Origin of the sequence: Candidatus Sphingomonas colombiensis (assembly GCA_029202845.1) — a bacterium.
Lineage (GTDB): Bacteria > Pseudomonadota > Alphaproteobacteria > Sphingomonadales > Sphingomonadaceae > Sphingomonas > Sphingomonas colombiensis.
On record CP119315.1, the window covers coordinates 1,652,996 to 1,676,908 of the forward strand.

At 66.0% G+C, this 23,913-nt stretch carries 18 protein-coding genes and 2 pseudogenes; 10 read left to right on the forward strand and 10 right to left on the reverse strand.

The annotated features are described in order from the left end of the window. Window positions 1-2: 2 nt before the first annotated feature. Window positions 3-677, reverse strand: coding sequence for a response regulator transcription factor (locus tag P0Y64_07945; GenBank protein ID WEK44706.1), 675 nt, complete (start codon window positions 675-677; stop codon window positions 3-5). A 138-nt stretch (window positions 678-815) separates the two neighbouring features. Between P0Y64_07945 and P0Y64_07950 the strand changes: the two genes are divergently transcribed. From P0Y64_07950 to fghA, 3 genes are all read left to right on the forward strand, one after another. Further along, window positions 816-2,048 (forward strand): FAD-dependent oxidoreductase, encoded by a 1,233-nt coding sequence (locus P0Y64_07950; protein WEK44707.1) that lies wholly within the window; start codon window positions 816-818, stop codon window positions 2,046-2,048. A gap of 40 nt (window positions 2,049-2,088) precedes the next feature. Then, window positions 2,089-3,195, forward strand: coding sequence for an S-(hydroxymethyl)glutathione dehydrogenase/class III alcohol dehydrogenase (locus P0Y64_07955; GenBank protein WEK44708.1), 1,107 nt, complete (start codon window positions 2,089-2,091; stop codon window positions 3,193-3,195). A gap of 82 nt (window positions 3,196-3,277) precedes the next feature. Beyond that, window positions 3,278-4,114 (forward strand): S-formylglutathione hydrolase, encoded by an 837-nt coding sequence (gene fghA / locus P0Y64_07960; GenBank protein WEK44709.1) that lies wholly within the window; start codon window positions 3,278-3,280, stop codon window positions 4,112-4,114. Window positions 4,115-4,445: 331 nt separating this feature from the next. Here the strand turns inward: fghA and P0Y64_07965 are convergent. Then, a pseudogene (locus P0Y64_07965) lies at window positions 4,446-4,835 on the reverse strand (cell wall hydrolase). 408 nt (window positions 4,836-5,243) lie between these two features. On the opposite strand from P0Y64_07965, the gene P0Y64_07970 reads away from it, so the two are divergent. Then, on the forward strand, window positions 5,244-6,515 hold the full coding sequence (locus P0Y64_07970; GenBank protein ID WEK44710.1) for an amino acid permease: 1,272 nt from the start codon (window positions 5,244-5,246) through the stop codon (window positions 6,513-6,515). On the opposite strand, the gene P0Y64_07975 is transcribed toward P0Y64_07970, so the two are convergent. From P0Y64_07975 to P0Y64_07985, 3 genes are read right to left on the reverse strand one after another with little or no spacing between them, the layout of a single operon-like run. Further along, entirely contained in the window at window positions 6,491-7,153 is a 663-nt protein-coding gene (locus P0Y64_07975; GenBank protein WEK44711.1) for a DUF1275 family protein, read from the reverse strand. The two genes, P0Y64_07970 and P0Y64_07975, sit on opposite strands and share 25 nt — an antisense overlap. Before the next feature lie 2 nt (window positions 7,154-7,155). Further along, on the reverse strand, window positions 7,156-8,766 hold the full coding sequence (locus tag P0Y64_07980; GenBank protein WEK44712.1) for an NAD(P)/FAD-dependent oxidoreductase: 1,611 nt from the start codon (window positions 8,764-8,766) through the stop codon (window positions 7,156-7,158). Window positions 8,767-8,792: 26 nt separating this feature from the next. After that, a complete protein-coding gene (locus P0Y64_07985; protein ID WEK44713.1) occupies window positions 8,793-9,965 on the reverse strand; it encodes an aromatic ring-hydroxylating dioxygenase subunit alpha in 1,173 nt (390 codons plus the stop codon). Window positions 9,966-10,047: 82 nt separating this feature from the next. Between P0Y64_07985 and P0Y64_07990 the strand changes: the two genes are divergently transcribed. The 3 genes from P0Y64_07990 to P0Y64_08000 are packed head-to-tail and all read left to right on the forward strand — an operon-like array spanning window position 10,048 to window position 13,564. Then, window positions 10,048-10,647 carry a TetR family transcriptional regulator C-terminal domain-containing protein gene (locus P0Y64_07990; protein WEK44714.1) on the forward strand — a complete coding sequence of 200 codons (600 nt, stop codon included), beginning with the start codon at window positions 10,048-10,050 and terminating at the stop codon, window positions 10,645-10,647. 53 nt (window positions 10,648-10,700) lie between these two features. After that, complete coding sequence (locus tag P0Y64_07995) at window positions 10,701-12,482, forward strand: copper resistance system multicopper oxidase (protein ID WEK44715.1); 1,782 nt, start codon at window positions 10,701-10,703, stop codon at window positions 12,480-12,482. Then, the gene (locus tag P0Y64_08000) at window positions 12,479-13,564 is read left to right on the forward strand and encodes a copper resistance protein B (GenBank protein WEK44716.1); all 1,086 of its coding nucleotides are present in this window, start codon (window positions 12,479-12,481) and stop codon (window positions 13,562-13,564) included. The genes P0Y64_07995 and P0Y64_08000 overlap by 4 nt, the downstream gene beginning before the upstream one ends. Before the next feature lie 40 nt (window positions 13,565-13,604). Here the strand turns inward: P0Y64_08000 and gyrB are convergent. Further along, a pseudogene (gene gyrB / locus P0Y64_08005) lies at window positions 13,605-16,092 on the reverse strand (DNA topoisomerase (ATP-hydrolyzing) subunit B). Between the two features lie 289 nt (window positions 16,093-16,381). Between gyrB and P0Y64_08010 the strand changes: the two are divergent. Then, window positions 16,382-17,020, forward strand: coding sequence for a choice-of-anchor C family protein (locus P0Y64_08010; GenBank protein WEK44717.1), 639 nt, complete (start codon window positions 16,382-16,384; stop codon window positions 17,018-17,020). A 22-nt stretch (window positions 17,021-17,042) separates the two neighbouring features. Here the strand turns inward: P0Y64_08010 and P0Y64_08015 are convergent, their stop codons facing one another. The 4 genes from P0Y64_08015 to P0Y64_08030 form a co-directional block, all read right to left on the reverse strand. Next, window positions 17,043-18,356 (reverse strand): MFS transporter, encoded by a 1,314-nt coding sequence (locus P0Y64_08015; GenBank protein WEK44718.1) that lies wholly within the window; start codon window positions 18,354-18,356, stop codon window positions 17,043-17,045. 79 nt (window positions 18,357-18,435) lie between these two features. Next, window positions 18,436-19,479 carry a DNA replication/repair protein RecF gene (recF, locus tag P0Y64_08020; GenBank protein ID WEK44719.1) on the reverse strand — a complete coding sequence of 348 codons (1,044 nt, stop codon included), beginning with the start codon at window positions 19,477-19,479 and terminating at the stop codon, window positions 18,436-18,438. Between the two features lie 159 nt (window positions 19,480-19,638). After that, entirely contained in the window at window positions 19,639-20,445 is an 807-nt protein-coding gene (locus P0Y64_08025; GenBank protein ID WEK44720.1) for a Coq4 family protein, read from the reverse strand. Window positions 20,446-20,514: 69 nt separating this feature from the next. After that, window positions 20,515-21,777: a cation:dicarboxylase symporter family transporter gene (locus P0Y64_08030; GenBank protein WEK44721.1), complete on the reverse strand. Its 1,263-nt coding sequence runs from the start codon at window positions 21,775-21,777 to the stop codon at window positions 20,515-20,517. Window positions 21,778-21,859: 82 nt separating this feature from the next. On the opposite strand from P0Y64_08030, the gene glmM reads away from it, so the two are divergent. Together glmM and P0Y64_08040 are read left to right on the forward strand one after the other, a co-directional pair. Continuing rightward, window positions 21,860-23,212: a phosphoglucosamine mutase gene (gene glmM / locus P0Y64_08035; GenBank protein WEK44722.1), complete on the forward strand. Its 1,353-nt coding sequence runs from the start codon at window positions 21,860-21,862 to the stop codon at window positions 23,210-23,212. 26 nt (window positions 23,213-23,238) lie between these two features. Then, a complete protein-coding gene (locus P0Y64_08040; GenBank protein WEK44723.1) occupies window positions 23,239-23,868 on the forward strand; it encodes a DUF2238 domain-containing protein in 630 nt (209 codons plus the stop codon). The last annotated feature ends 45 nt before the right edge of the window (window positions 23,869-23,913 follow it).

Genomic DNA, 23,913 nt, shown 5'->3' on the forward strand with positions numbered 1-23,913 from the left:
GTTCAATCGCGCAACATATAGCCGATGCCGCGCAGGGTGACGATCGGATCGTCCTCGCCATCCGCCGTCAGCTTGCGGCGCAGCGCGCGGATCTGAACGTCGACGATGTTGGTGGTCGGCTCGAAATCATACCCCCAGACGCGCTCGATCAGCATCGCGCGGGTCAGCACCGTGCCCGCGTTGCGGACGAGTTCGGCCAGCAATTGCAGTTCCAGCCGGACGAGATCGAGCGGGCGGTCGTTGCGCCACGCGCGAAAACGTGCCGGGCTCACGGTGATATCGCCGGCGCGCACCGTGTCGCTCGCGCCATGAGTCCATTGCCGCCCGCGCATCAGCGCCTTCAGCCGGGCGTCCAGCTCGGCCGCCGGGGTGGGTTTGACGACATAATCGTCCGCACCGGCATCGAGCCCTTCGACCTTTTCGTTCGAGCGGCCGAGCGCGCTCAGCATCACCACGGGCAGCATCTTGCCGCTTTCGCGCAGCCGGCGCAGCACGGCGGTGCCATCCATTTGCGGCAGCATGCGATCGATGATCGCAGCGTCGAACGGCTCGCGATCGGCGATCTGGAGCGCGATCGCCCCATTGGGCGCGACCGTCACCTCGTGATCGAGCGCGCGCAGTTCCTCCGCCAGCGTAGTGGCATAGCCTTCGTCGTCTTCCACCAGCAGCAGGTTCATCGCCGTTCTCCACGTCCCCCTTGGCGCCGACATATGATCGTTGCGCCGCCATACCAAGTGACAGTTCTGTCATTGACTCGCGCGGCGCTTTCGCGTGGTGGGAAGCGGCATGGATGTGGCGAGGGCAGAGAGCGCGTGATGGCCGAACATTTCGACGTGTTGATCGTGGGGGGCGGCCATGGCGGTGCCCAGGCGGCGGTGGCGCTCCGGCAGCGCAAATTCGCCGGCACGATCGCGATCGTCGGGGACGAGCCGGAACTGCCTTATGAACGCCCGCCGCTTTCCAAGGACTATCTGTCGCGCGAAAAGGAGTTTGAGCGCATCCTGATCCGCCCGGCGAGCTTCTGGGCCGACAAACAGGTGACGATGCTGCTCGGCCGGCGCGTCACGGCGGTCGATCCGGCGGCGCATCAGGTGACGACGGCGGACGGCGCGGAGATTGGCTATGGCACGCTAGTCTGGGCGACTGGCGGCAGCCCGCGCCGGTTGACCTGCGATGGCCATGATCTTGCCGGCGTCCACGCGGTGCGCACCCGCGCCGATGTCGATCGGCTGATGGGCGAGCTGGAAACGACCACCCGCATCGTGGTGATCGGCGGCGGCTATATCGGGCTGGAGGCGGCGGCCGTGCTGTCCAAGCTTGGCAAGCGGGTCACGGTGCTGGAGGCGCTGCCCCGCGTCCTCGCGCGCGTTGCCGGGGAGCCGCTGTCGCGCTTCTATGAGGCGGAGCATCGCGCGCACGGCGTGGAGGTGCGGCTCGATGCGGCGGTCGCCGGGATCGAAGAGCGCGACGGTGCGGTGAGCGGCGTGCGGATGGCCGATGGCGAGCTGCTTGAATGCGAGATGGTGATCGTCGGCATCGGCATCGTGCCGGCCGTGGAGCCGCTGCTTGCGGCGGGCGCGGCGGGTGGCAACGGTGTCGAGGTTGACGAATTGTGCCGCACGAACCTGCCGGATGTCTATGCGATCGGCGATTGCGCCGCGCACGAGAACGGCTTCGCCGATGGCGCGCGCATCCGGCTCGAATCGGTCCAGAACGCCAATGATCAGGCGACGACGGTGGCCAAGTCGATCATGGGTGAACCGCAGCGCTATGATGCCGTACCGTGGTTCTGGTCGAACCAATATGATCTGAAACTTCAGACCGTTGGCCTTTCGATCGGGCACGATCAGGTCGTGTTGCGCGGCGATCCGCTCGCTCGCTCGTTCAGCGTGCTGTATCTGAAACAGGGACAGGTGATCGCGCTCGACTGCGTGAACGCCACCAAGGATTATGTGCAGGGCCGCGCGTTGGTGCTCGCCCGGGCGGCGATTGCGCCCGAGCGGCTTGCGGATGCGAGCGCGCCGCTCAAGGAAATTGCTGCCGGCTGATCGACCGGCGCGAAGTGATAACGACAGGAGTTCACCCCCGATGAAGACCCGTGCCGCCGTCGCGTTCGAGGCGAAGAAGCCGCTGGAAATCGTCGAACTCGATCTCGAAGGCCCGAAGGCGGGCGAGGTGCTGGTCGAGATCATGGCGACGGGCATCTGCCACACCGATGCCTATACCCTCGACGGATTCGACAGCGAAGGGTTGTTCCCCTCGGTTCTCGGTCACGAAGGCTGTGGCATCGTGCGCGAAGTGGGGCCGGGCGTGACGAGCGTCGCGCCGGACGATCACGTCATCCCGCTCTACACGCCCGAATGCCGCCAGTGTAAATCGTGCCTCAGCGGCAAGACCAACCTGTGCACCGCGATCCGCGCGACGCAGGGCAAGGGGCTGATGCCGGACGGGACGAGCCGGTTCAGCTACAAGGGCCAGACCATCTATCACTATATGGGCTGCTCGACCTTCTCGAACTTCACCGTGCTGCCGGAAATCGCGGTCGCGAAGATTCGCACCGACGCGCCGTTCGATACGAGCTGCTATATCGGCTGTGGCGTCACCACCGGGGTTGGCGCGGTGGTCAACACCGCCAAGGTCGAGCCGGGCGCAACCGTCATCGTGTTCGGGCTCGGCGGGATCGGGCTGAACGTGATCCAGGGCGCGAAATTCGCCGGCGCCGCGCGTATCGTTGGCGTGGACATCAACCCGGACCGTGAGGAATGGGGCCGCAGGTTCGGCATGACCGATTTCGTCAATCCGAACAATGTCGGCGATATCGTTCAGCATCTTGTCGCGATGACCGATGGCGGCGGCGATTATACGTTCGATTGCACCGGCAATACGGTCGTGATGCGGCAGGCGCTGGAAAGCGCGCATCGCGGCTGGGGTGAATCGATCGTCATCGGCGTGGCGGAATCGGGTAAGGAAATCTCCACCCGCCCGTTCCAGCTCGTCACCGGGCGCGTGTGGAAAGGCACCGCGTTTGGCGGCGCGCGCGGACGCACCGATGTGCCGAAGATCGTCGACTGGTATATGAACGGGCTGATCCAGATCGAGCCGATGATCACGCACCGGTTGTCGTTGGACGAGATCAACAAGGGCTTCGACCTGATGCACGCTGGCGAGAGTATCCGCAGCGTGGTGGTTTACTGATCATCGTGGGCGGCGGGGTTCGCGCCGCCGCCACATGATCGCGTCACGAGTCCGCGCGCCCGTCGGCCGCAACGGAGGACCAATGGAAACCGTCTCTACCAATCGTGCCTTTGGCGGCACGCAGGGCGTATATCGTCACGTCTCCTCGGCCACTGGCACGGAGATGACCTTCTCGGTCTATGTCCCGCCGCATGCCGAGGGCGCGAAGCTGCCGGTGGTATGGTATCTTTCGGGCCTCACCTGCACGCAGGCCAATGTCACCGAAAAGGGCGAGTTTCGTCGTGCTTGCGCCGAACTCGGCCTGATCCTCGTCGCGCCCGATACCAGTCCGCGCGGCGACGGCGTGCAAGATGACGCGGATGGCGCTTATGATTTCGGGCTCGGCGCGGGCTTCTATGTCGATGCGACCGAGGCGCCGTGGTCGACGCATTATCGCATGTGGTCCTATGTAACGGAGGAATTGCCGGCGCTGATCGCCGCGAATTTCCCGACCGATCCGGCGCGGCAATCGATCATGGGGCATTCGATGGGCGGGCATGGCGCGCTGACCATCGGCCTTACCTTCCCCGATCGCTATCGTGCGATTTCCGCCTTTGCGCCGATCGTTGCGCCATCGCGGGTGCCATGGGGCGAAAAGGCGCTGGGCGGCTATCTCGGGCCGGATCGCGCTGCGTGGCGCGCCCATGATGCGGTCGCGCTGATCGGGGATGGCGCGCGGGCACCCGCGTTGCTGGTCGATCAGGGCGGCGCGGACCAATTTCTTGAGAGCCAGCTGAAGCCGGAATTGCTTGCGGCGGCATGTGAGAAGGCCGGCATCCCGCTGACGCTCAGGATCCAACCAGGCTACGACCACAGCTACTATTTCATTTCCAGCTTCATGGCGGATCACCTGCGCTGGCACGCGGAGCGGCTGGGCTGAGCGTTCAGCTCGCGCTTTGATCCATATCCTCCGGCCCGGCGCCTTCGGGTGGTGCGATGTCGCGATGGACACGTACCCCCGCGCTCGTCGTTGAGCGCGCGACTGCCGGTTTCGCCACGATCGGTGCGCCCGGCGAAACGGGCGCGGCAACGGCGATCACCGCGCCGCTGCGATGAATCGTCACCGAGCCGACGAGTTCGCTCTGATTGTCGCCATCGCGATGCACCGTCACGCCATCATTGCCGCTCGCGGTACCGAGCGAGGTGGCGATATCGGGTTCCGCGCCATCGTAGCGCTGGCGAAAGGCGAGCGCATTCTCCATCGCGTCGCGCCAGCGATAGAAGATATGCGCGCCGACCGCGCCGATCCGCGTGAGGCTCGATGCCCACCATGGTAGCACGTAATTGGCGTGATAGTGCGTGGCGGAGCCGACCGGCGCATAGACTTCGCCCGCCAGCGCCGCCGCCGCGACGGCACCGGCGCGCGCCCAGGCGATTGGTTCGCGCGGGCGCAGCAATGATCCGTCGCAGGTAAAGGTGAACTGGCAGCCGGTGCGCCGCGTCGATCCCTGATAGACCACGCCGCAGACGCTCTTGGGAAAAGCGCGATCACGCACGCGATTGAGCACCACCTGCGCCACCGCGCGTTCGCCATCGATCGGCTCGGAACGTGCCTCGTAATAAACCGCCTGCGTCAGGCAATCGAGCGCGCGAGCGGCATCGTCCGGCGATTGCCCGCCCACCTCGAATGCCGGCGCTGCATTGAGGACCGCCGGGCGTGCGAGCTTTGCCAGCGCGGCTTCCTCGACGATGTCCATCGGCACATCGAGATCGAGTCGCTGAAGCAACTCGCGCGGGTTTTTGATCGGGCGCGCCGCCGCCGTCGCCGCCGGGGCGTAGGTCGGCGGCCCCGCCTGGGGCACGCACGACGTCGCCAGCACGAGGGCGGGCACGGTGAGAAGAATGGGCCTCAGCATCGGCTCCGGCGCGAGTTGTACTGCGGCCGGGGTAAAGGAGAGGGGCTAAGGCACGGTTAACGCAGCCAACTGCGGCCGCTTGCCGCGCGCGCCCTCTTGCCCCACAAACTATGAGCGCCTTCTGCCGCGCCAATGTTGAGAGGATGACCGGGGATGCAGGACAAGCGCGCGCTTGGGATCTGGGCGGCGCTGGCGCTGGTCGTCGGCAATATGATCGGTTCGGGCATTTATCTTCTGCCCGCGACGCTCGCCCCGCTCGGTGCCAACGCGCTGATTGGCTGGGGCGTGACGATCGCGGGCGCGATGTGCCTCGCCTTCGTTTTCGCGCGGCTGGCCGTGGCGGTGCCGGCGGCGGGGGGCCCCTATGCTTTCGCCAATGCTGCTTTCGGCCCGACGATCGGTTTCGCGGTTGCGTGGAGCTACTGGGTGTTGGTGTGGGCCGGTAACGGGGCGGTGGCGGTGGCAGTGGTGAGCGCGCTGAGCGTGCCTTTCCCGGCGCTCGGCAGCGGATTGCCAGCGATCCTTGTCGCGCTGACGCTGATTTGGGGGCTGGTGGCGATCAACATCCACGGCGTCGGGCTTGCCGGCCGTGTGCAGATGGTGACGGCCGGGGTGAAGCTTGTGCCGCTCGCCGGCGTCGTGCTGCTCGCGGCCTGGCTGTTGTTACGCGATGGTAGCGGCGCGCTGGCCGCCAACCCGCCGGTACCCATCGGCGCGAACGCGGTGGCGGGGGCGGCAGCGCTCACCTTCTGGGGCTTTCTCGGCGTCGAGTCCGCGACGGTGCCGGCGGACAAGGTGGAAAACCCGACGCGGGTCGTGCCGCTGGTCACGCTGGCCGGCACCGCGCTTACCGGCGTGGTTTACTTCGCGGTCGCCGCCGCCATCGCGCTGATGATGCCAAGTGGGGAGATCGCCGCGTCGCCCGCGCCGGTCGCGGCGTTCCTCGGGCGCACTTTTGGTGAGGGAACGGGCGAACTGGTAGCGTTGTTCGCCGCGGTCAGCGCGTTCGGCGCGCTCAACGGCTTCATCCTGCTGCAAGGCGAAATGCCATGGGCGATGGCGCGCGGTGGTGTGTTTCCGGCGTGGTTTGGCAAGGAAAGCGCGAACGGCACCCCGGCGCGCGCGCATCTCGTGTCGGGCGTGCTGGTAACGTTGGTGATGGTGCTCAATTATACGGGCAAGACCGGCGACCTGTTCGCTGAGATCGCCTCGATCAGTCTGGCCGCCGGGATGCTGGCCTATTTCGCCAGTGCGCTGGCGGCGCTGAAGCTGCTGCGAGGCGATTTGCCAGCGAAGATCGCGGCGGTGATCTCGGCGGGGTTCGTCGCGTGGATGACCTACGGACTGGGGCTGAAGGCCGATTTTTGGGGGTTGGCACTGCTTGGGCTCGGCCTGCCCGTTTATTGGTGGGTGCGGCGTGGATAGGGATCGGACGGCCCGATCCACCGCGCGATCAGCGCCAGCGTGGCCGCCACCACTGCCGCCAGCGCGACGCTGAACGAGCCGATGCGCGGATAAAGTATCGCGCCGCTCACCGCCCCGGCGAGCAGCCCCAGCCATAACAAAGCATAAGCGAGCCAGCCGCCCGCCCCGTCGCCCATGAGCGCCGTCGCAATGCGCTGACCGAGCTTCACCAGCGTGCCTGTCATATAGGTGACGCCGACCGCCACCTCACCATCGCGCAGGAATACATTGTTCGCCGCGCCCATTGCCGCCGCCATCGCGAGCGCGGTCCAATTCCCCGCGACGAAACGATCGAGCGCCGCCGCTACCGCCAGCAGCATGGCGGTCAGCGACAGCACCGCCGCCTTGCGCGCCGTGCCCGTCGCCGCCGCGACCAGCGCCCCCCCGGTGACGCCCGCCACGAACGCGACGATCAGCGCTGCCGCGATAGCCGCCACCGCCGTCTCACCGGCCAGCCCCACCGCCATTCGCGTGGTGTTGCCGCTCATGAACGAGACGAAAAGGCCGCCGAGCTTCATGAAGCCGATTGCATCTACATAGCCCGCCAGTGCCGCCAGCGCGGCGGCGAGCATCTGGCGACGGCGGTCATAGCGGAACACCGTCAGATCGGCAGAAAGCGCCCGACGAGCGAGCGATCACGCAATATCTCATGCGCTGCATTGTGGCCCGGCGCGCCGGTGACGCCGCCACCGGGATGCGTGCCCGATCCGCACATGTAGAGCCCCTTCACTGGCGAGCGATAATCGCCATGGCCGAGCACCGGGCGCGCCGCCCACAGCTGATCGAGGCTCATATGGCCGTGGAAGATGTCGCCCCCGATCAGCCCGAACTTGCGCTCCAGATCGAGCGGGGAGTGAATCTGCCGCGCGATCACGCTCGCTTTGAAGTTGGGCGCATGATCGTTGACCGTATCGATGATCAGGTCCGCCACTTCTTCGCGCACATCGTCCCATGAACGGCCTTCCGACAGCACCGGCGAGAATTGCTGGCAGAACAGGCTGGCGACATGCTGGCCCGGCGGGGCGAGGCTGTCGTCGACCGTGCTCGGAATCTTCATCTCGACGATCGGCTTCTTCGACCAGCCGAATTTCTTCGCATCGTCGAACGCCTGGTCCATATAATCCATGCCCGGCGCGATGATGATGCCGGCGGTGTGATGCTCGGCCTTGTCCTTGCCCGGCAGCGTGGTGAAATCGGGCAGCTCGGACAGCGCCACGTTCATGCGGAACGTGCCCGAGCCGAGCTTGTAATTGTCGATCCGCCGCCGGAAATCGGCCGGCAGCTCGCTCGCCTCGACCATGCCGCGATAGAGCACAGCCGGGCCGACATTCGCCGCGACGATGTTCGCCGCAATCTCCTCGCCGCTTTCCAGCCGCACGCCGGCGGCCTTGCCATTATTGGTCAGCACGCGATCGACCGGGGCTTCGAGCGTGATCTCGACGCCAGCTTCCTCGCACGCCCGCGCCATCGCCTGCGTGATCGCGCCCATCCCGCCGACCGAATGGCCCCATGCGCCGAGCTTGCCGTTAACCTCGCCGAAGACGTGGTGGAGCAGTACATAAGCCGATCCGGGGGTGGAGACGCCGGCGAAATTGCCGACCACCGCGTCGAAACCGAATGCGGTCTTGACGTGATCGTCCTCGAACCATCCATCAAGGAAATCGCGCGCCGATTTGGTGAACACGTCGAGCAGGTCGCGCTGCGCCTCGATCCCCATCTTGGCGAGCGGCCAGCCTTGCGTCGCGCCGGACATCAGCGCGCGCAGGCCACCGCCGACATTCGGCGGCACCTTGAGCGAGATATCGCGCAGCACCTGCGCCACCTTTTCCAGCGCGGCGTCATAATGCGGATAGGCGTCCGCATCCTTCTGATTGAAGCGCGCGAATTCCGCCTGTGTCCGCGCGGTGCCGCCGCCGAGCTTCAGATAGGTGTTCTCAAACGGGAAGAAGTTGCTGATCGTCCGTTCGATGATGCGATAGCCGTGATCGTGCAGCTTCATGTCCGCGATCACCTTGGGGCGGAGCAGGCTGACGGTGTAGCTCGCGGTCGAATTGCGGAAGCCGGGGTGGAATTCCTCCGTCACCGCCGCCCCGCCGACGATATCCCGCCGCTCCAGCACGCGCACCTTGAGGCCCGCGCGGGCGAGATAGAAAGCGCAGACCAGGCCGTTATGCCCGCCGCCGATGATGATCGCGTCGTATTTCTTCGTCATGCCCGTCCCCTAAATCTTGTCGTCCCTCAAGCCGCGCGCGGCCGGCGTGACCATCCCGCAGCAGGCGCGCGATGCAGCCGCGCTTCGGGTATGCGATCCCTGATCTTTCCCGCGAAGCTGCGCAGGCACACCTCGCTCGCGCCGATCGGCCCGACCGTATAGCTTTGCGAGGCCATGCCCTGCTGGACGCGCTCGATCAGCCAGGTGTCCTCCGCGTTGACGACGCGGTTGATCCGCCAATTGGCATAACGCACCAGCTTCATCTCGCGCCGATCATCGGGCAGCGCGAAGCACATCTCGCGCAATACGCATGTCGTCGGCGACGTCGGCAGCCATTGCATGAAATCGATCTGATCGGCGTAGATGTCGAACGCCATGTTCGGCCACAGCTTGTAATAGAGCCACAGCCGCTGATTCTGTTCCGGCAAGTGATCCACGCGCGGCAGATGCTTCTGGTAGAAGCGTTCCCACACATTGTCCGACGGGCGATCGACGAGCTGGCCCGACATCTTGTCGACCCAGCCGGCCGCCTCGATCGCATAGCTTTTGCCGAACAGCCGTGTCAGCCCGTCATGCGCGACGGGGATGTGAAGATTGTCGGAATAATTGTCGCCGACGTTCTTCCAGTTCACCGCGCGCTCACGCAGCCGCACGTCGCTGATCTGGCGCATGTCCTCGAAGCGATAGGGGGCGACCTCCGCGTCATAGGGCGCCATCATCTCCGCCACGGAAGGCCCGCCATCATCTTCCAGCCGGACGAAGACGAAGCCGCGCCAGGTCGATACCTCGATCGGCACCAGCCCATTGTCCTCCAGCTTCAGCGCGGGATAATCGCGTTTCATCGGCACGCCCGAAAGCCGCCCGTCGAGTTCATAGGTCCAGGCGTGATACGGGCAGACCAATTTCTTCGCGCAGCCGGAATCGCCCTCCAGAATCCGCATCGCGCGATGCCGGCAGACGTTGTGGAACGCGCGGATCGCGCCGTCCTCGCCGCGCACCACCGCCACCTGCTCGCCGAGATAGGCGATAGTGCGCCAGCCGCCGGGCTGTGCGAGATCGCTTTCGTGGCACACGATCTGCCACGATGGGCGGATCACCCGCGCCATCTCCACGTCGAAGAATTCCGCGTCGGTATAGATCCAGCCCGGCAGCGAGAAATCCGCATCGGGATCGACAAGGGGCTGGGCGAGGGTGGCCATGCGCGCGACTCCGGTTGCTTGCTATACGATCGTATAATAAGAAAGTGGCGCGGACAATCCCTGTCCGTGATAGCGACGCGATGTGACCAAAGCCGCCTTCACCCGCACCGATGCCGATGAACGCCGCAAGCTGCTGATCGCGGCGGCGACGCGGGTGCTGGCGCGCGAGGGCGCGAGCGGCGCGTCGGTGCGTGCGATCGCGCTGGAGGCCGGGGTGTCGCCCGGCCTTGTCACGCATCATTTCGGCGGGGTGGATGCGCTGATCGCCGCCACCTATGCGCAGGTCGGGGCGGAGGTGACGGCGGCGCTGGACGCGGCGGTGGCGGCGGCGGCCGACGATCCGCGCGCGCGACTGTCGGCCTATGTCGCGGCGAGCTTTGCTCCACCGATCGCGGATCGCGCCTTGCTCGCGACATGGGTGGCGTTCTGGAGCCTCGTCATCGCGCGTGACGATGTGGCGCGGCTGCATGATGAGCAATATGCCCATTTCCGCGCCGGGCTGGAGCGATTGCTCGCCGATTGTGGAATCGCGGCCGCCGAATGCCGCCGTGCTGCGATCGCGATCACCGCGCTGGTCGACGGCCTGTGGCTGGAATTGTGCCTGTCGCCCGACGTGCTCGATGCGGGCGAGGCGCAGGCGATCGCCGAGATGCAGATCGCCGCGTTGCTGCGAATGGGATGACAGTGGGCTTGCGCATCCCTACTTGTCCGGCGGAGTTTGCCCCGGGAGAAACGATGACCATCGCCCTCGATCGCCGCGCGCTGTTGCGCGGTGGCGCTGCACTGGGTGCAGCGGCTGCCTTTCCAGCATGGGCGCGCGCCGTATCGCCCGGCATCGTGCGACCGCTGCCGTCCTTGTCTGGCGAGGATATCCACCTGCGTATCGCGCATCAGATGTTGACGATCGACGGGCGTGAGCGCCACGCGATCGGCGTCAACGGCACGGTGCCGGCGCCGCTGATCCGGCTAACCGAGGGGCAGCAGGTGCGGCTGCATGTCGAGAACGCGCTTGATGAGGATAGCTCGATCCACTGGCACGGGCTGATCCTGCCGGCCGAGATGGATGGCGTTCCCGGCGTCAGTTTCCCGGGGATCAAGGCGCGGCAAACCTTCACCTATCGCTTCCCGATCGTTCAATCGGGCACCTATTGGTATCACAGCCATTCGGGGCTTCAGGAGCAGCTCGGCCATTATGGCCCGATCGTGATCGATCCCGCGGGTGAAGACCCGATCCGCTCGGATCGCGAACATGTCATCGTGCTGTCGGATTATAGCGCGCTTCATCCGCATGCCCTGTTCCGCAAGCTCAAGATGCAGGGCGGCTATTATAACCGCCAGCAGCAGACGCTTGCCGGGATGTTCGCGGGGCGTGATCAGCGCGCGAGCGAGCGCCTGGCATGGGGCAAGATGCGGATGGACCCGACCGATATCTCGGACGTGACCGCCACCACTTACACCTATCTCGTCAATGGCCATGGCCCGCAGGATAATTGGACCGCGCTGTTCGCGCCCGGCGAGCGGGTACGGCTACGCATCATCAACGCCTCGGCGATGACGACGTTCAACCTGCGCATTCCGGGGCTGAAGTTGACGGTGGTGCAGGCCGACGGGCTGCGCGTGCGGCCCGTGACGGTCGATGAATTGCAGGTCGCGGTGGCGGAAACATATGATCTGATCGTCGAACCGCGTGACGATCGCGCCTATACGATCGTCGGCGAGAGCGTTGATCGTTCCGGCATGGCGCGCGCCACACTCGCCCCGCGCGCCGGAATGGTGGCGGAAGTCCCCGCGCTGCGCCCGCGTCCGCTCGCCACGATGCGCGATATGGGGATGGGGGGCATGGATCACGGCGCGATGGCGGCGATGCCGGCGGCCGACGCCCCATGTCCGCCCGAACACGCCGCGATGGGGCATTGCACCCCCGGCGCCCCGGCGACGCATGACGCGCCGGCGATGAAACACGGGATGCGCGATTTCGCGATGGCGCCGGAGGTGAAGAAAACTCCCACCGTCCAGTCGATCTCCCCCATGCCGGTCGACCGCACCGGGGAGCCGGGGCAGGGGCTGGCGGATGCGGGACACCGCGTGCTCGTCTATCGCGATCTGATCGCGGCCGAGCGCAATCCGGACGTGCGCGCGCCGGGCCGCGCGATGCGCATCCACCTCACCGGCAATATGGAACGCTATATGTGGGCGTTCGACGGCGAGAAGCTGAGCGAGGTGAAGGCGCCGATCCCCTTCACTAAGGACGAGCGTGTACGCGTGACCTTGGTCAACGATACGATGATGGGTCATCCGATCCATCTTCACGGGCATTTCTTCGAACTGGTCGTCGGGCACGGCGAATATGCGCCGCGCAAACACACGGTGCAGGTGCAGCCCGGGGGCACGGTGACGTTCGATGTGACGACAGACGCTGTGGGCGACTGGGCGTTCCACTGCCATCTGCTCTATCACATGCATGCGGGGATGATGCAGGTCGTGTCGGTCCGCCCGCGCGCGGAGGCGACGGCATGAGGCGGTTAACCTATCCGCTCTGGCCGGCGCTGCTGTTGTGGAGCGGCGCGGCGGCGGCGCAGACAATGGATCATGCGAGCCATGGCGGCATGGCGATGCCGTCCGCCGATGCTCCGCCCGCCAAACAAACATGTACGCCGGAACATGCGGCGATGGGGCATTGCAAGCTCATCACGCCGGCCGAACCGCATGTCGGCCACGCGATGCCGGAGGCGGCGAAGCCTGCGAGCGACGCGGCATGTACGCCGGAGCACGCGGCGATGGGTCACTGCAAGGTAGCCGCACCGGCTGATCCGCACGCCGGACACGCGATGCCGGCAATGGGCGGCACCGCGCTGCCCGTAGGTAATGCGCCGCCGCCGTCGGCCGTGGTGGCGAATTATGCCGATCGCTTCTGGGGTGCCGACGCCATGGCCGCGTCGCGGATCGCGTTGCGTCGGGAGCATGGTGGGAGCAATTTCTCGCAGGTGATGATCGATCTGGCTGAGGTGCGTATCGGCGCCGGGCATGACGGCTATCACTGGAGTGGGGAGGGCTGGTTCGGCGGCGACGTCAACCGCCTCGTCATCAAGAGCGAGGGCGAGGGCGTGTTCGGTGGGGTGCTCGACAGCGGTGAGGTGCAGGCACTCTATAGCCGTGCAATCGGGCCGTATTTCAATCTTCAGGCCGGCGCGCGGCAGGATTTCCGCGCCGATGCTCCGCGCACCTATGCAACGATCGGCATCGAAGGGCTGGCGCCTTATTGGTTCGAGGTCGATGCCGCTGCTTTCCTGTCGACCAAGGGCGAGCTGACTGCCCGTGTCGGCGCTTATTACGATCAACGCGTGACGCAGCGGCTGATCCTCCAGCCGCGCGTGGAGTTCAATCTCGCGGCGCAGGACGTGCGCGCCGCCGCGATCGGATCAGGGCTGAGTGAAGCGGAACTGGGCTTGCGGCTGCGTTACGAGATAGCGCGTGAATTCGCGCCGTATGTCGGTGTGTCATGGCAGCGCCGCATCGGACGCACCGCCGATTTCGCGCGCGCGCGCGCGGAGGATGTCGGCGGTGCCGCGCTGGTGCTCGGCGTTCGAACCTGGTTCTGACGAACGGCGGCGTCAGGCCGGTGCGGCCTGACGCCAGCCCTCACACGTCGAGGTTGGCGACCGAGAGCGCATTCTCCTGAATGAACTCGCGGCGTGGCTCCACCACGTCGCCCATCAAGCGGGTGAAGATCTCGTCGGCCACGTCGGCCTGGTCGATCGCCACCTTGAGCATCGAACGATTCGACGGATCAAGCGTGGTTTCCCACAATTGCTCGGGGTTCATCTCGCCCAGCCCCTTGTACCGCTGGATCGACAGGCCCTTGCGGCCGGCCGCCAGAATCGCGTCGAGCAATTGCGAGGGCCGCGCGACAAGGCTTTCGCCCTTGCCGATCGTTGCGGCCTGATCGCCCTCATCCTCGTCATCCGCGATCTCTTCGGTCGGCGTAGCGCCCTTGAGCGGCACGAGCTTGCCAGCGGCGGCGAAGGTTTCCGCCTGTTCGGCAGCGAGCGTGTGGAGCTTGCGCGCCTCCGCCGAGCCGAGGAAGGCCGCCTCGATGATGTGGTGGTCGGTCACGCCGCGCCACAGCCGCTCGAAATGGATGCTGCCCTCGTCGGTCAGTCGCGCGGTCCAGCGCGCTTCGCGATCGCCGGCGTCAAGTCGCCGCGTCACTTCCGCGACGGCTACCTCGCGCCGCGCGCGATCGATATCGGGATTGAGCGCGCCGCCGAGCGCCAGCGCCTCGATGATTACCGGATCGTAGCGGCGCGGGGCATAGCGCATCAACGTGCGCATCCGCCGTGCGTGATCGACGAGCGCGGCAAGATCCTGCCCCGATCGCGAGCCGCCCACCGTCTCCAGCACCAGTGCCGAAACGCCGGCGTCGACGAGATAATCGTCGAGCGCCTTTTCGTCCTTGAGGTAAACCTCGGATCGGCCGCGCGTCGCCTTATACAGTGGCGGCTGGGCGATATAGAGGTGCCCGCGCTCGATCAGCTCCGGCATCTGCCGATAGAAGAAGGTGAGCAGGAGGGTGCGGATATGCGCGCCGTCCACGTCTGCGTCGGTCATGATGACGATCTTGTGGTAGCGCAATTTGTCGGCGTTGAACTCGTCGCGGCCGATGCTGGTGCCCATCGCCTGGATCAGCGTGCCGATTTCGCGGCTGCCGAGCATCCGGTCGAACCGTGCGCGCTCGACGTTCAGGATCTTGCCGCGCAAGGGCAGGATCGCCTGAAAGTGCCGATCGCGTCCCTGTTTGGCGGAGCCACCGGCCGAATCGCCCTCGACGATGAACAGCTCGGACTTGGCCGGATCTTTTTCCTGACAGTCCGCGAGCTTGCCCGGCAGGCTGGCGATGCCCATCACCGATTTGCGGCTGGCCTCACGCGCCTTGCGCGCGGCTTCGCGCGCCGCCGCGGCGTCGATGATCTTCTGGATGATCGTGCGGGCATGCGCCGGATTTTCCTCCAGCCATTCCGCCATCTTGTCCGCCATCAGGCTTTCGAGCGGCTGGCGCACCTCGGAACTGACGAGCTTGTCCTTGGTCTGCGACGAAAACTTGGGATCAGGCAGCTTGACCGAAACAATCGCGGTCAGCCCCTCGCGCATATCGTCGCCCTGCAGGCTCACCTTCTCCTTCTTCAGGATGCCGGATTTGTCGGCATAGGCGTTAAGCGTGCGGGTCAGCGCGGAGCGGAACGCGGCGAGATGGGTGCCGCCGTCGCGTTGCGGAATGTTATTGGTGAAGCACAGGACATTTTCGTAATAACTGTCGTTCCACTCGAGCGCGACCTCGATCCCGACATCGTCACGATCGCCGGTGATCGCGATCGGTTCGGGGATCAGCGGTTGCTTGGCGCGATCGAGCCATTTCACGAACGCGGCGATTCCGCCCTCGTAATAAAGTTCGACTGTCTTGGTCTCTTCGTGCCGCGCGTCGGTCAGGAACAGCCGCACGCCAGAGTTGAGGAACGCCAGTTCGCGATAGCGATGCTCCAGCTTGTCGAAATCGAATTCGGTACGATCTTGAACGTCGCGGGCGAGGGCAGGAAGGTGACGCGCGTCCCTCTTCTTCCCCTCGGCCTTGGGCCGACCACCTTGAGCGGGGCCACGGCATCGCCGTGGGCGAAGCGCATGTAATGCTCCTCGCCGTCACGCCAGATGGTGAGATCAAGCCATTCGGACAAGCGCGTTGACCACGCTGACGCCGACGCCATGCAGGCCGCCTGACACCTTATAGGCATTGTCGTCCGACGTATTCTCGAACTTACCGCCCGGCGTGGAGCTGGGTCATGATGACCTCCGCCGCCGAGACGCCTTCCTCCGGGTGGATGCCCGTCGGAATGCCGCGGCCGTTATCGGTGACCGAGACGGAGCCATCCGCGTTGAGCGGATATCGACCCGATCGCAATGACCCGGCCAGCGCCTCGTCGATCGCATTGTCGGAAACCTCGAACACCATATGGTGCAGGCCCGATCCGTCGTCGGTATCGCCGATATACATGCCGGGGCGCTTGCGTACCGCGTCCAGGCCCTTCAGCACCTTGATCGAAGAAGCACCGTATTCCGAATTCTGAGGATCTGCCATGCCGATCATATAGGCATGGCGACGGTGCAACGGAAGCAAAATGGCTCGGCGCGGCCGGTGCCGGCATTCCGCGGTTATGCGGCCAGCTGACAGCAGCGTACGATATATCGCAGGCACTGTGTCGGGTTGAGACAAGTTGCGCGATTTTCGCGTCGATCCGGGTACTTGGCAGCGTTAATTGCTAGTTTACCTTCTGATCCGGGTGCCCTATTTGACCTCCCGATTGTCGCCGCATGGCCGATTATGTGGATCGGGTGGCGCGACCTGAAGATCAAAGGGGTATGTGATCATGCGTAACCTTCTTGTCGCGGCCGCGGTCGCCGCGCTGCTTCCGGCTACTGCCAACGCCGCTGCGTTCATCAACGGCAGCTTCGAAAGTGGTGTGCCGGCAGGTAGCTACACTACCGTCAACGGTGGCGATTCGACCTCTATCACGGGCTGGACGGTGACCGGCGGAAGCGTCGATTATATCGGCAGCTATTGGGCGGCGCAGAACGGCGAGCGCAGCATCGATCTGAACGGCAACTCGCAGGGTGGGATCGAGCAGACGTTCGATACCGTCGCCGGCGGCAAGTACAGCGTCAGCTTCTGGCTGGCGGGCAACCCCGATGGCGATCCGACCACCAAGTCGGTGCTGGTTGGCGCAAACGACAATTCTTCCAGCCTCTACACGTTCGATTCCGCCGGGTTCGACAAGTCGAACATGGGCTGGGCGAATTATACCTATAATTTCGTCGCGACGGGCACGTCGACGACCCTGTCCTTCGCGTCGCAGGATGCGGGGCCTTACGGCGCGGCGCTCGACAATGTCGCGTTGACCTTCGCCGGTGTGCCGGAGCCTGCGACCTGGGGTCTGATGATCCTCGGCTTCGGCGCGGTGGGCGGGGCGATGCGCCGCCGCAACACGGCGCGTGCTGCACTCGCCTGATCCGATCCAGAAATAGGCGAGTCTATGACGCCGTCGTCGGTGCAACACCGGCGGCGGCGTTGTCGTATCCGGTCTGGTCGCGCCGCGCGGCCGAGGGTGCGCGACGATCGCCAAGCGTCAGGAACAGCAATGCCGCCAGTGCCAGCGCGCCGGCTGCGATTGCCAGCGAGATCGCGTAATCGCCGGTCGAATCGTGAATCCGGCCGAACATCATGACGCCGGCCGCCGTGCCGAACAGCGCGAGCGTCAGCAGCGCGCCATAGGTCTCACCATAAGCGCGAAGGCCGAATAGACGCGCGGTGAGATAGGGCAGAAGATCATTTTCCGCCCCGTGCATCAGCAGCGCGAAAAACACGACGGCGATCATCGCGACCGCGCCGGGCAGCGGCATCAACAGTGCCGCGAACGCCATGGCGGAAACACCCGCAAACGCGGCCGCCGTGCGTTGTGCGGGAAAGCGATCGACCAGCAACCCCATCGCCAGTCGCCCGACGATCTGCGCGGCGGCGAAGCTGGTGACGAGCAGCGCCGCATGCTCCAGGCTGAGCCCGCGATCGATGCCGAACGGCACCAACTGGGTAACCAGCCCGACGCTGGCGATATTGATCAGCGCCGCCGCGGCACCCAGCCGCCAGAAGCGCGAATCGCGCCGCGCCTCACGCCCGCTCATGCCGGCGAGAAACGTCTCGGGCGCCAGATCCTCGGTCACACCGGCATGATGCACCGGCGCGACCACTGCGCCGCTCATTAGCAACAGAACCAGCGGCAAGCCGATCAGCGCCGCCAGCCCCGCCAGCGTCAAAAAGCCCGCGCGCCAGCCGTGATCGGCGATGATCCCGGCGATCACCGGCGAGAGCAGCAGCGTCGACAACGACAGCCCGGATGTCGCGATGCCCAGCGCGATGCCGCGATGGCGCACGAAACGCGGCGCGATGATCCGGCCATAGACCACCGCGCTCGTTCCGCCGACGCTCAGCGCCGAGCAGAAGATTAGCAATTGATAGGTCCATATCGCGCCGCTCGTCACGGTGAAGGCGGCAAGCGCCCCCGCCAGCAGCAACGTGCCTGCCACGATCACCGGCCGCGCGCCGAACCGATCGGCGAGCCGCCCGATGAGCGGCACGAACAGCGCACCGATCAGCCCGATCCCGGCGGCTGTCGCCATATCGCCGCGTGTCCAGCCGAAGGTGGCGCTCAGGCCGGGAACGAACAAGCTCGACAGATTTTGCACCAGACCCGGGCCGAAGCCGATGCCGATCATCGCCGCGGCGACAATCCGCCAACCGCCACGCCACTCGCCGCGGTGTTCCGCGTCGGCTACTCGTTCCTGCTCCATGCGCGCAGCGTAGCGGCGTGATCGCGCGGGTAAACCCCTTGATGTGCGAACTTATCCGCACGCGTGAACGGCGAAGGCGTCAGCCGAGCGTGACCCGGAATGCATGCGCGTCGATGTCCGCAAACAGTGCCGGCTCCGTCCCGGTCACCCAAACCTGCCCGCGCCCTGACAACCGGGCGAACAGCGCGGCGCGGCGCGTTGGATCGAGATGCGCCGCCACTTCGTCGAGGAGCAATATCGGCGGGGCCCCGGTGCGCGCCGCGACCAGCTCGGCATGGGCGAGGACGATGCCGAGCATCAACGCCTTTTGCTCGCCGGTGGAGGCGAGCGCGGCCGCGCGGTCCTTTTCCAGATGCCGCACCAGCAGGTCGACGCGATGCGGCCCCACCAATGTGCGGCCGGCAGCAATATCGCGGGCGCGGCCGGAGCGGAGTTGCTCGGCGAGCGTGGCCGCATCGCCGCTCCACCCGTCCAGCGCCAGCGCCGCGCGGGGGAAGTCGCCGGCGGGTTGCTCCGTCAGTCGTTCGGCGAGTGCAGCGACGGTCTCGCGTCGCACCGCGTCGATCGCCGCGCCATGCTCCGCCATCCGCCGTTCCAGCGCGGCGAGCCAATCGGCGTCGGGGCGTTCCTCGGCCAGTAACCGATTGCGACTGCGCATCGCGGCGTCATAACGCGCGGCATGGGTGGCGTGACCGGGGAACAGCGCCAGCGCAAGCCGATCGAGAAACTGGCGGCGCCCCGATGCGGGCTCCGCGAACAGCCGATCCATCGCCGGTGTGAGCCACAAGATCGAGAGCCGCTCGGCAAGCGCATTTGCGGTGGCGGCCGCGCCGTTGATGCGCACGACGCGACGTTCGGGCGCGGCGGGGAGCGTGCCGGTGGCGATTTCGGTCGTGTCGGCCAGCGTCGCGGCGACACCAAAGCCGCCCGCGCCGCCGGTTCGCGCGATCTCGCCCAGCGCGGCGCGGCGGAGCCCCCGGCCGGGGGCGAGCAGCGATACCGCCTCCAGCACATTGGTTTTGCCCGCGCCGTTCGGCCCGGTCAGCACGACGAAACCGCGCGCCGGCGCGAGCGTCAGCGCGTCATGATTGCGGAAGTCGGTGAGAACCAGCCGGTCGAGCATCGCACCTGCCATAGGGGCTCAAGGCGGCGCTGGCGACACCATGCGGATTGCCCGCGAGGCGGGGGTTATTTTTGATGGAGGGCGGTGCGCCACGCAACTATTGGCGCACCGTAGCCCCCCTCCATCCTCTCTCCCGAGGGAGCGGGAGTCAGGTGTCGATCAGGCGGCTAGGCGTTGCGGCTCTGCCTCGACAGTGGCGGTCTTTTCGCGCCGGTCGCTGAGATAGGAGGCCATTTCCGGCCCCAACTCGCGTTGCGCTTTCAGATAGGCGGTTGGCACACGAATCCCCAGCCGCTCGCGCGCGGCATCGATCGGCTCGTGCAGCAGGGTCATATAATCCTCGCCCGAAATCCATTTCGCGGCGCGGCCGTTGCGATAGCCTTCCCACACCGCCTTGGAGAACAGCGTGCCCTTGGTCACGCGCAGGCTCTTGAGCGAGGCGGCGGCGCCGATGAACGCCCAGCCGAGCCCGCCGACCTGTGCATAGCTGAACGCGACGAGCGCGGCTTCGCCCAGACTCTCATCGGCCTTATAGCCGGTCAGGACGTGCCAGATGTCATGCGTGTCGCGCACGCGCCGGCCAAACCACGCATAAGGGTGGGGCATGTCTTCGTTGTTCAGCCCCTCGCGGCTCACATCGGCGAGGCCATCGGCCGAATAGCCGGTGCTTTCGAGGAAATCGCGATAGGCTGCGCCGATGGTGCCCGGCGCGAACTGACTGGCGAAACCCGGTTGCGAGAAAACCTGCGCCAGCTCGACCTGATCATAAGCGATCCGGCCGCCCTGTTCCGTGGCGATGAGCCGCGCATAACCGGTTTCGGTCGCCCCGACGTTTAGCGAGCGCATGATGCGGAACACCTGAACCGTATCGTCGCCGTTCGCGAGCAACTTGCGGATCGCGTTGAACGCAGTGCGCCAATCGCGACGCCCCGTCGTGCCGGGCAGGGGAGGAAGGGTGGCGGCCATCGAATCGCTCCTTACTGACAGGCATGTCAATAAGCGTTGCTCACAACGCTGTCAATAACGCCGATAGACTTACATCTGCTCAACGATCGTGTCGGCCTCATCCTCGATCACGCGCTGGCCGCGCGCCAGCGTGACGGTGGTGGCGAGATCCCACATCACGTTGCCAAGCGTGCGCATGATATCGGGGATCGTCTCCACCGCGACGAGCAGCCCGAGCGGCGCGACCGGCGCGCCAAGCGTCGCGCAGACCGGGGAAATCGCGCCGACAAAGCTTACCGTTCCGGGCAGGCTGACCGATCCGAGCGACGTGAGCATCGCCACCAACGTGCCGGCCGCGAGCGTGGCTGGATGGAGCGGCACGCCGAACCAGGTCGCGACATAGATCGCCACCGCGAAGTTCATCGCCGGCCCGGTCGCACGCAGGATCGCGACGGCAAGCGGCAGCGTGACGCCGGCGGTCGCCACCGGCACGCCCATCGCGCGCGAACTCGCCAGCATCGCCGGCAGCGAGGCTAGCGAGGATTGCGTCGAGATCGCCACCGCCTGCGTCGACAATCCGGCGCGGATATAATGGGCAAGGCCGACCCGCCCGCCGATAACCGCGAGCGGATAGGCAAGCAGCGACACCACAAGCCCCACCGACGAGACGGTGAGGATATAATGGACCAGAGCATGGAATGCCCCGCTCCCCGCCTTTGCTCCGACCACCAGCGCCAGCGCGAACACGCCGAGCGGGCCGATCCACAGCACCCAGCCGATCACCACCAGCATCGTATCGCGGATCGCGGAGAAGAAGCGCGTGAGCAGATCGCGCAACTTCGCGTCGATCCGCATCAGCGCAAACGCGAAGATCAGGGCGAAGACGATCATCGACAGAAAATTGCTGTCTGCGGATGCCTTCAGCGCGTTGGCCGGGATGATGCCGGCAAGAAAATCGCCGACCGGGGGCACGGGCGGCACCGTCTCGGCGCCCGCCAGCGCACGGCGCAGCGCTGCGGCGGATTCGACCGGCAGCGGCACGAGATTGAGGAACAACGGCGTCAGGAACGCGGCCGCGACCGCCGACAGCGCCATGATGATCAGGTAAAGCCCGACCGCGCGACCCGCGAGCCGCCCGGCCTGCGCCGCCTCCGCAGTGGCGGCGATCCCGGTGACGAGCAGCGAGAAAACCAGAGGCACGATCGTCATTTGCAGCCCATTGAGCCACGCATGCCCGATTGGCCCGGCGACAGACGCCACCGGATCGACCGCTTGCGGCGCGAGGCCGGCGATGGTGATACCGCTTATGATACCGGCGATCAGCGCCAGCAGGATACGTGTGGATGGCGACATGCGGTTCCTTTGGCTCGCCCTTTCGATTGCGCGACGCTATCAGCCGATTGCAGCGCGCGGATAGAGGAAGCGGACGCAGGCGATGGCAAGAAAATATTTCGGCACCGATGGAATTCGCGGCCTCACCAATATGTCGCCGATGACGGCGGCGATGGCGATGAAGGTCGGCATGGCGGCCGGCACCTATTTCCAGCGCGGCGATCATCGCCATCGCGTGCTGATCGGCAAGGATACGCGTTTATCCGGCTATATGCTTGAATCCGCGCTGGTCGCCGGGTTCACCAGCGTCGGCATGGATGTGGTGATGACCGGGCCGATGCCCACCCCGGCGGTGGCCATGCTCACCCAGTCGATGCGCGCCGATCTGGGGGTGATGATCTCCGCCAGCCACAATCCTTTCGCGGACAATGGCATCAAATTGTTCGGCCCGGATGGTTACAAGCTGTCCGACGAAGCCGAAATGGAGATCGAGGCGCTGATCGACGGCGTGGATAGCGGCGCGGTCTCGCTCGCGCCGGCCGCGCAGATCGGCCGCGCGCGGCGGATCGACGACGCGCAGGGGCGCTATATCCACTTCGCCAAATCCACCTTCCCCGACGATCTCCGGCTCGACGGGATGAAGGTGGTCATCGATTGTGCCAATGGCGCCGCCTATCAGGTCGCCCCCGCTGCATTGTGGGAGTTAGGCGCGGAGGTCGTCGCGATCGGGGTCGCCCCCAACGGCCGCAACATCAATGATGGCGTCGGCTCGACAGCGCCGCAGACACTGTCCGAAACCGTCGTGGCGAGCGGCGCGGCGATCGGCATCGCGCTCGATGGCGATGCCGACCGGCTGATCGTGGTCGACGAGACGGGCGCCGTGGTCGATGGCGATCAACTGATGGCGATCATCGCCACCGCCTACGCGCGGCGCGGGCAACTCGCGGGGGGCGGGCTGGTCGCGACGATCATGTCGAACCTCGGGCTGGAACGCCATCTCGCCGCGCAGGGGCTGGGGTTGGTGCGCACCGGGGTCGGCGATCGTTACGTGCTCGAGGCGATGCGCGCGCGCGGCTATAATGTCGGCGGCGAGCAATCCGGGCACATCATCCTGTCTGACTACGGCACGACAGGCGACGGGCTGGTGGCCGCGTTGCAGATCCTCGCCGAGGTGCGCCGCGCCGGTGCGCCGGCGAGCGAGGTGCTCCATCGCTTCGATCCGCTGCCGCAATTGCTCAAGAACGTGCGCTTCGAACGTGGGGCAAAGCCGCTGGACGCAGCCTCGGTGAAACAGGCGATCGCGGCGGCGGAGGCGGAGCTTGATGGTCGCGGACGTCTCGTGATCCGCGCGTCGGGCACCGAGCCGGTGATCCGCGTGATGGCCGAAGGCGACGATCGCGCGCACGTCGAGGCGGTGGTGGATCGCGTGTGCGCGGCGGTGAAGGCGGCGGTTTGACTGCGCGCCGAGGGGCTCGTTTCCGCATGATCGGGCATGTGCCCGCCGCGCAGCGCTGGATGATCCTGATCCTCGCGATCGCGGTCGGGCTGGCGAATGTCGCCCAGCCGTTCCCGGAGATTGCGCCGCTGCAGCATGTACCGACAGTAGCGCTCATCTTGTTCTCGCCGTTTCTGCTGACGCGTTTCCCGCTGTCGAACGGATCGGTGCTGTTGCTGACGGCGTTTTTCCTGCTGCACACGCTGGCCGGGCGCTACACCTACTCAAACGTGCCCTATGACGATTGGGCGAGGTCGCTGGTCGGCCACGACATATCCAGCTTCTTCGGGGGGACGCGCAACGATTTCGACCGGCTGGTCCATTTGAGCTTCGGGATGCTCTGGATGAAGCCGTTTGCCGAGGCGATGTGCCGCTACGCCGGCCTCGGCAAGAAAGCCGCGATCTGGATGGCATTCCTGTTCGTCGGGGCGGTCAGCGCCGCATATGAGGTGTTCGAATGGCTGCTGACCATCGTTGTCGCCCCCGATCTGGCCAATGACTATAACGGCCAGCAAGGCGATCCGTGGGATGCCCAGAAGGATATGGCGATCGCGATGCTTGGCGCGGCGATTTCCGCCGGCTGGCTGTGGCGCACGTCGGCTCGATCGAGCCGGTAAAGGGTGAGAGCCCGCCCGCTCGACCACGCATCAGCTTTTGTACGA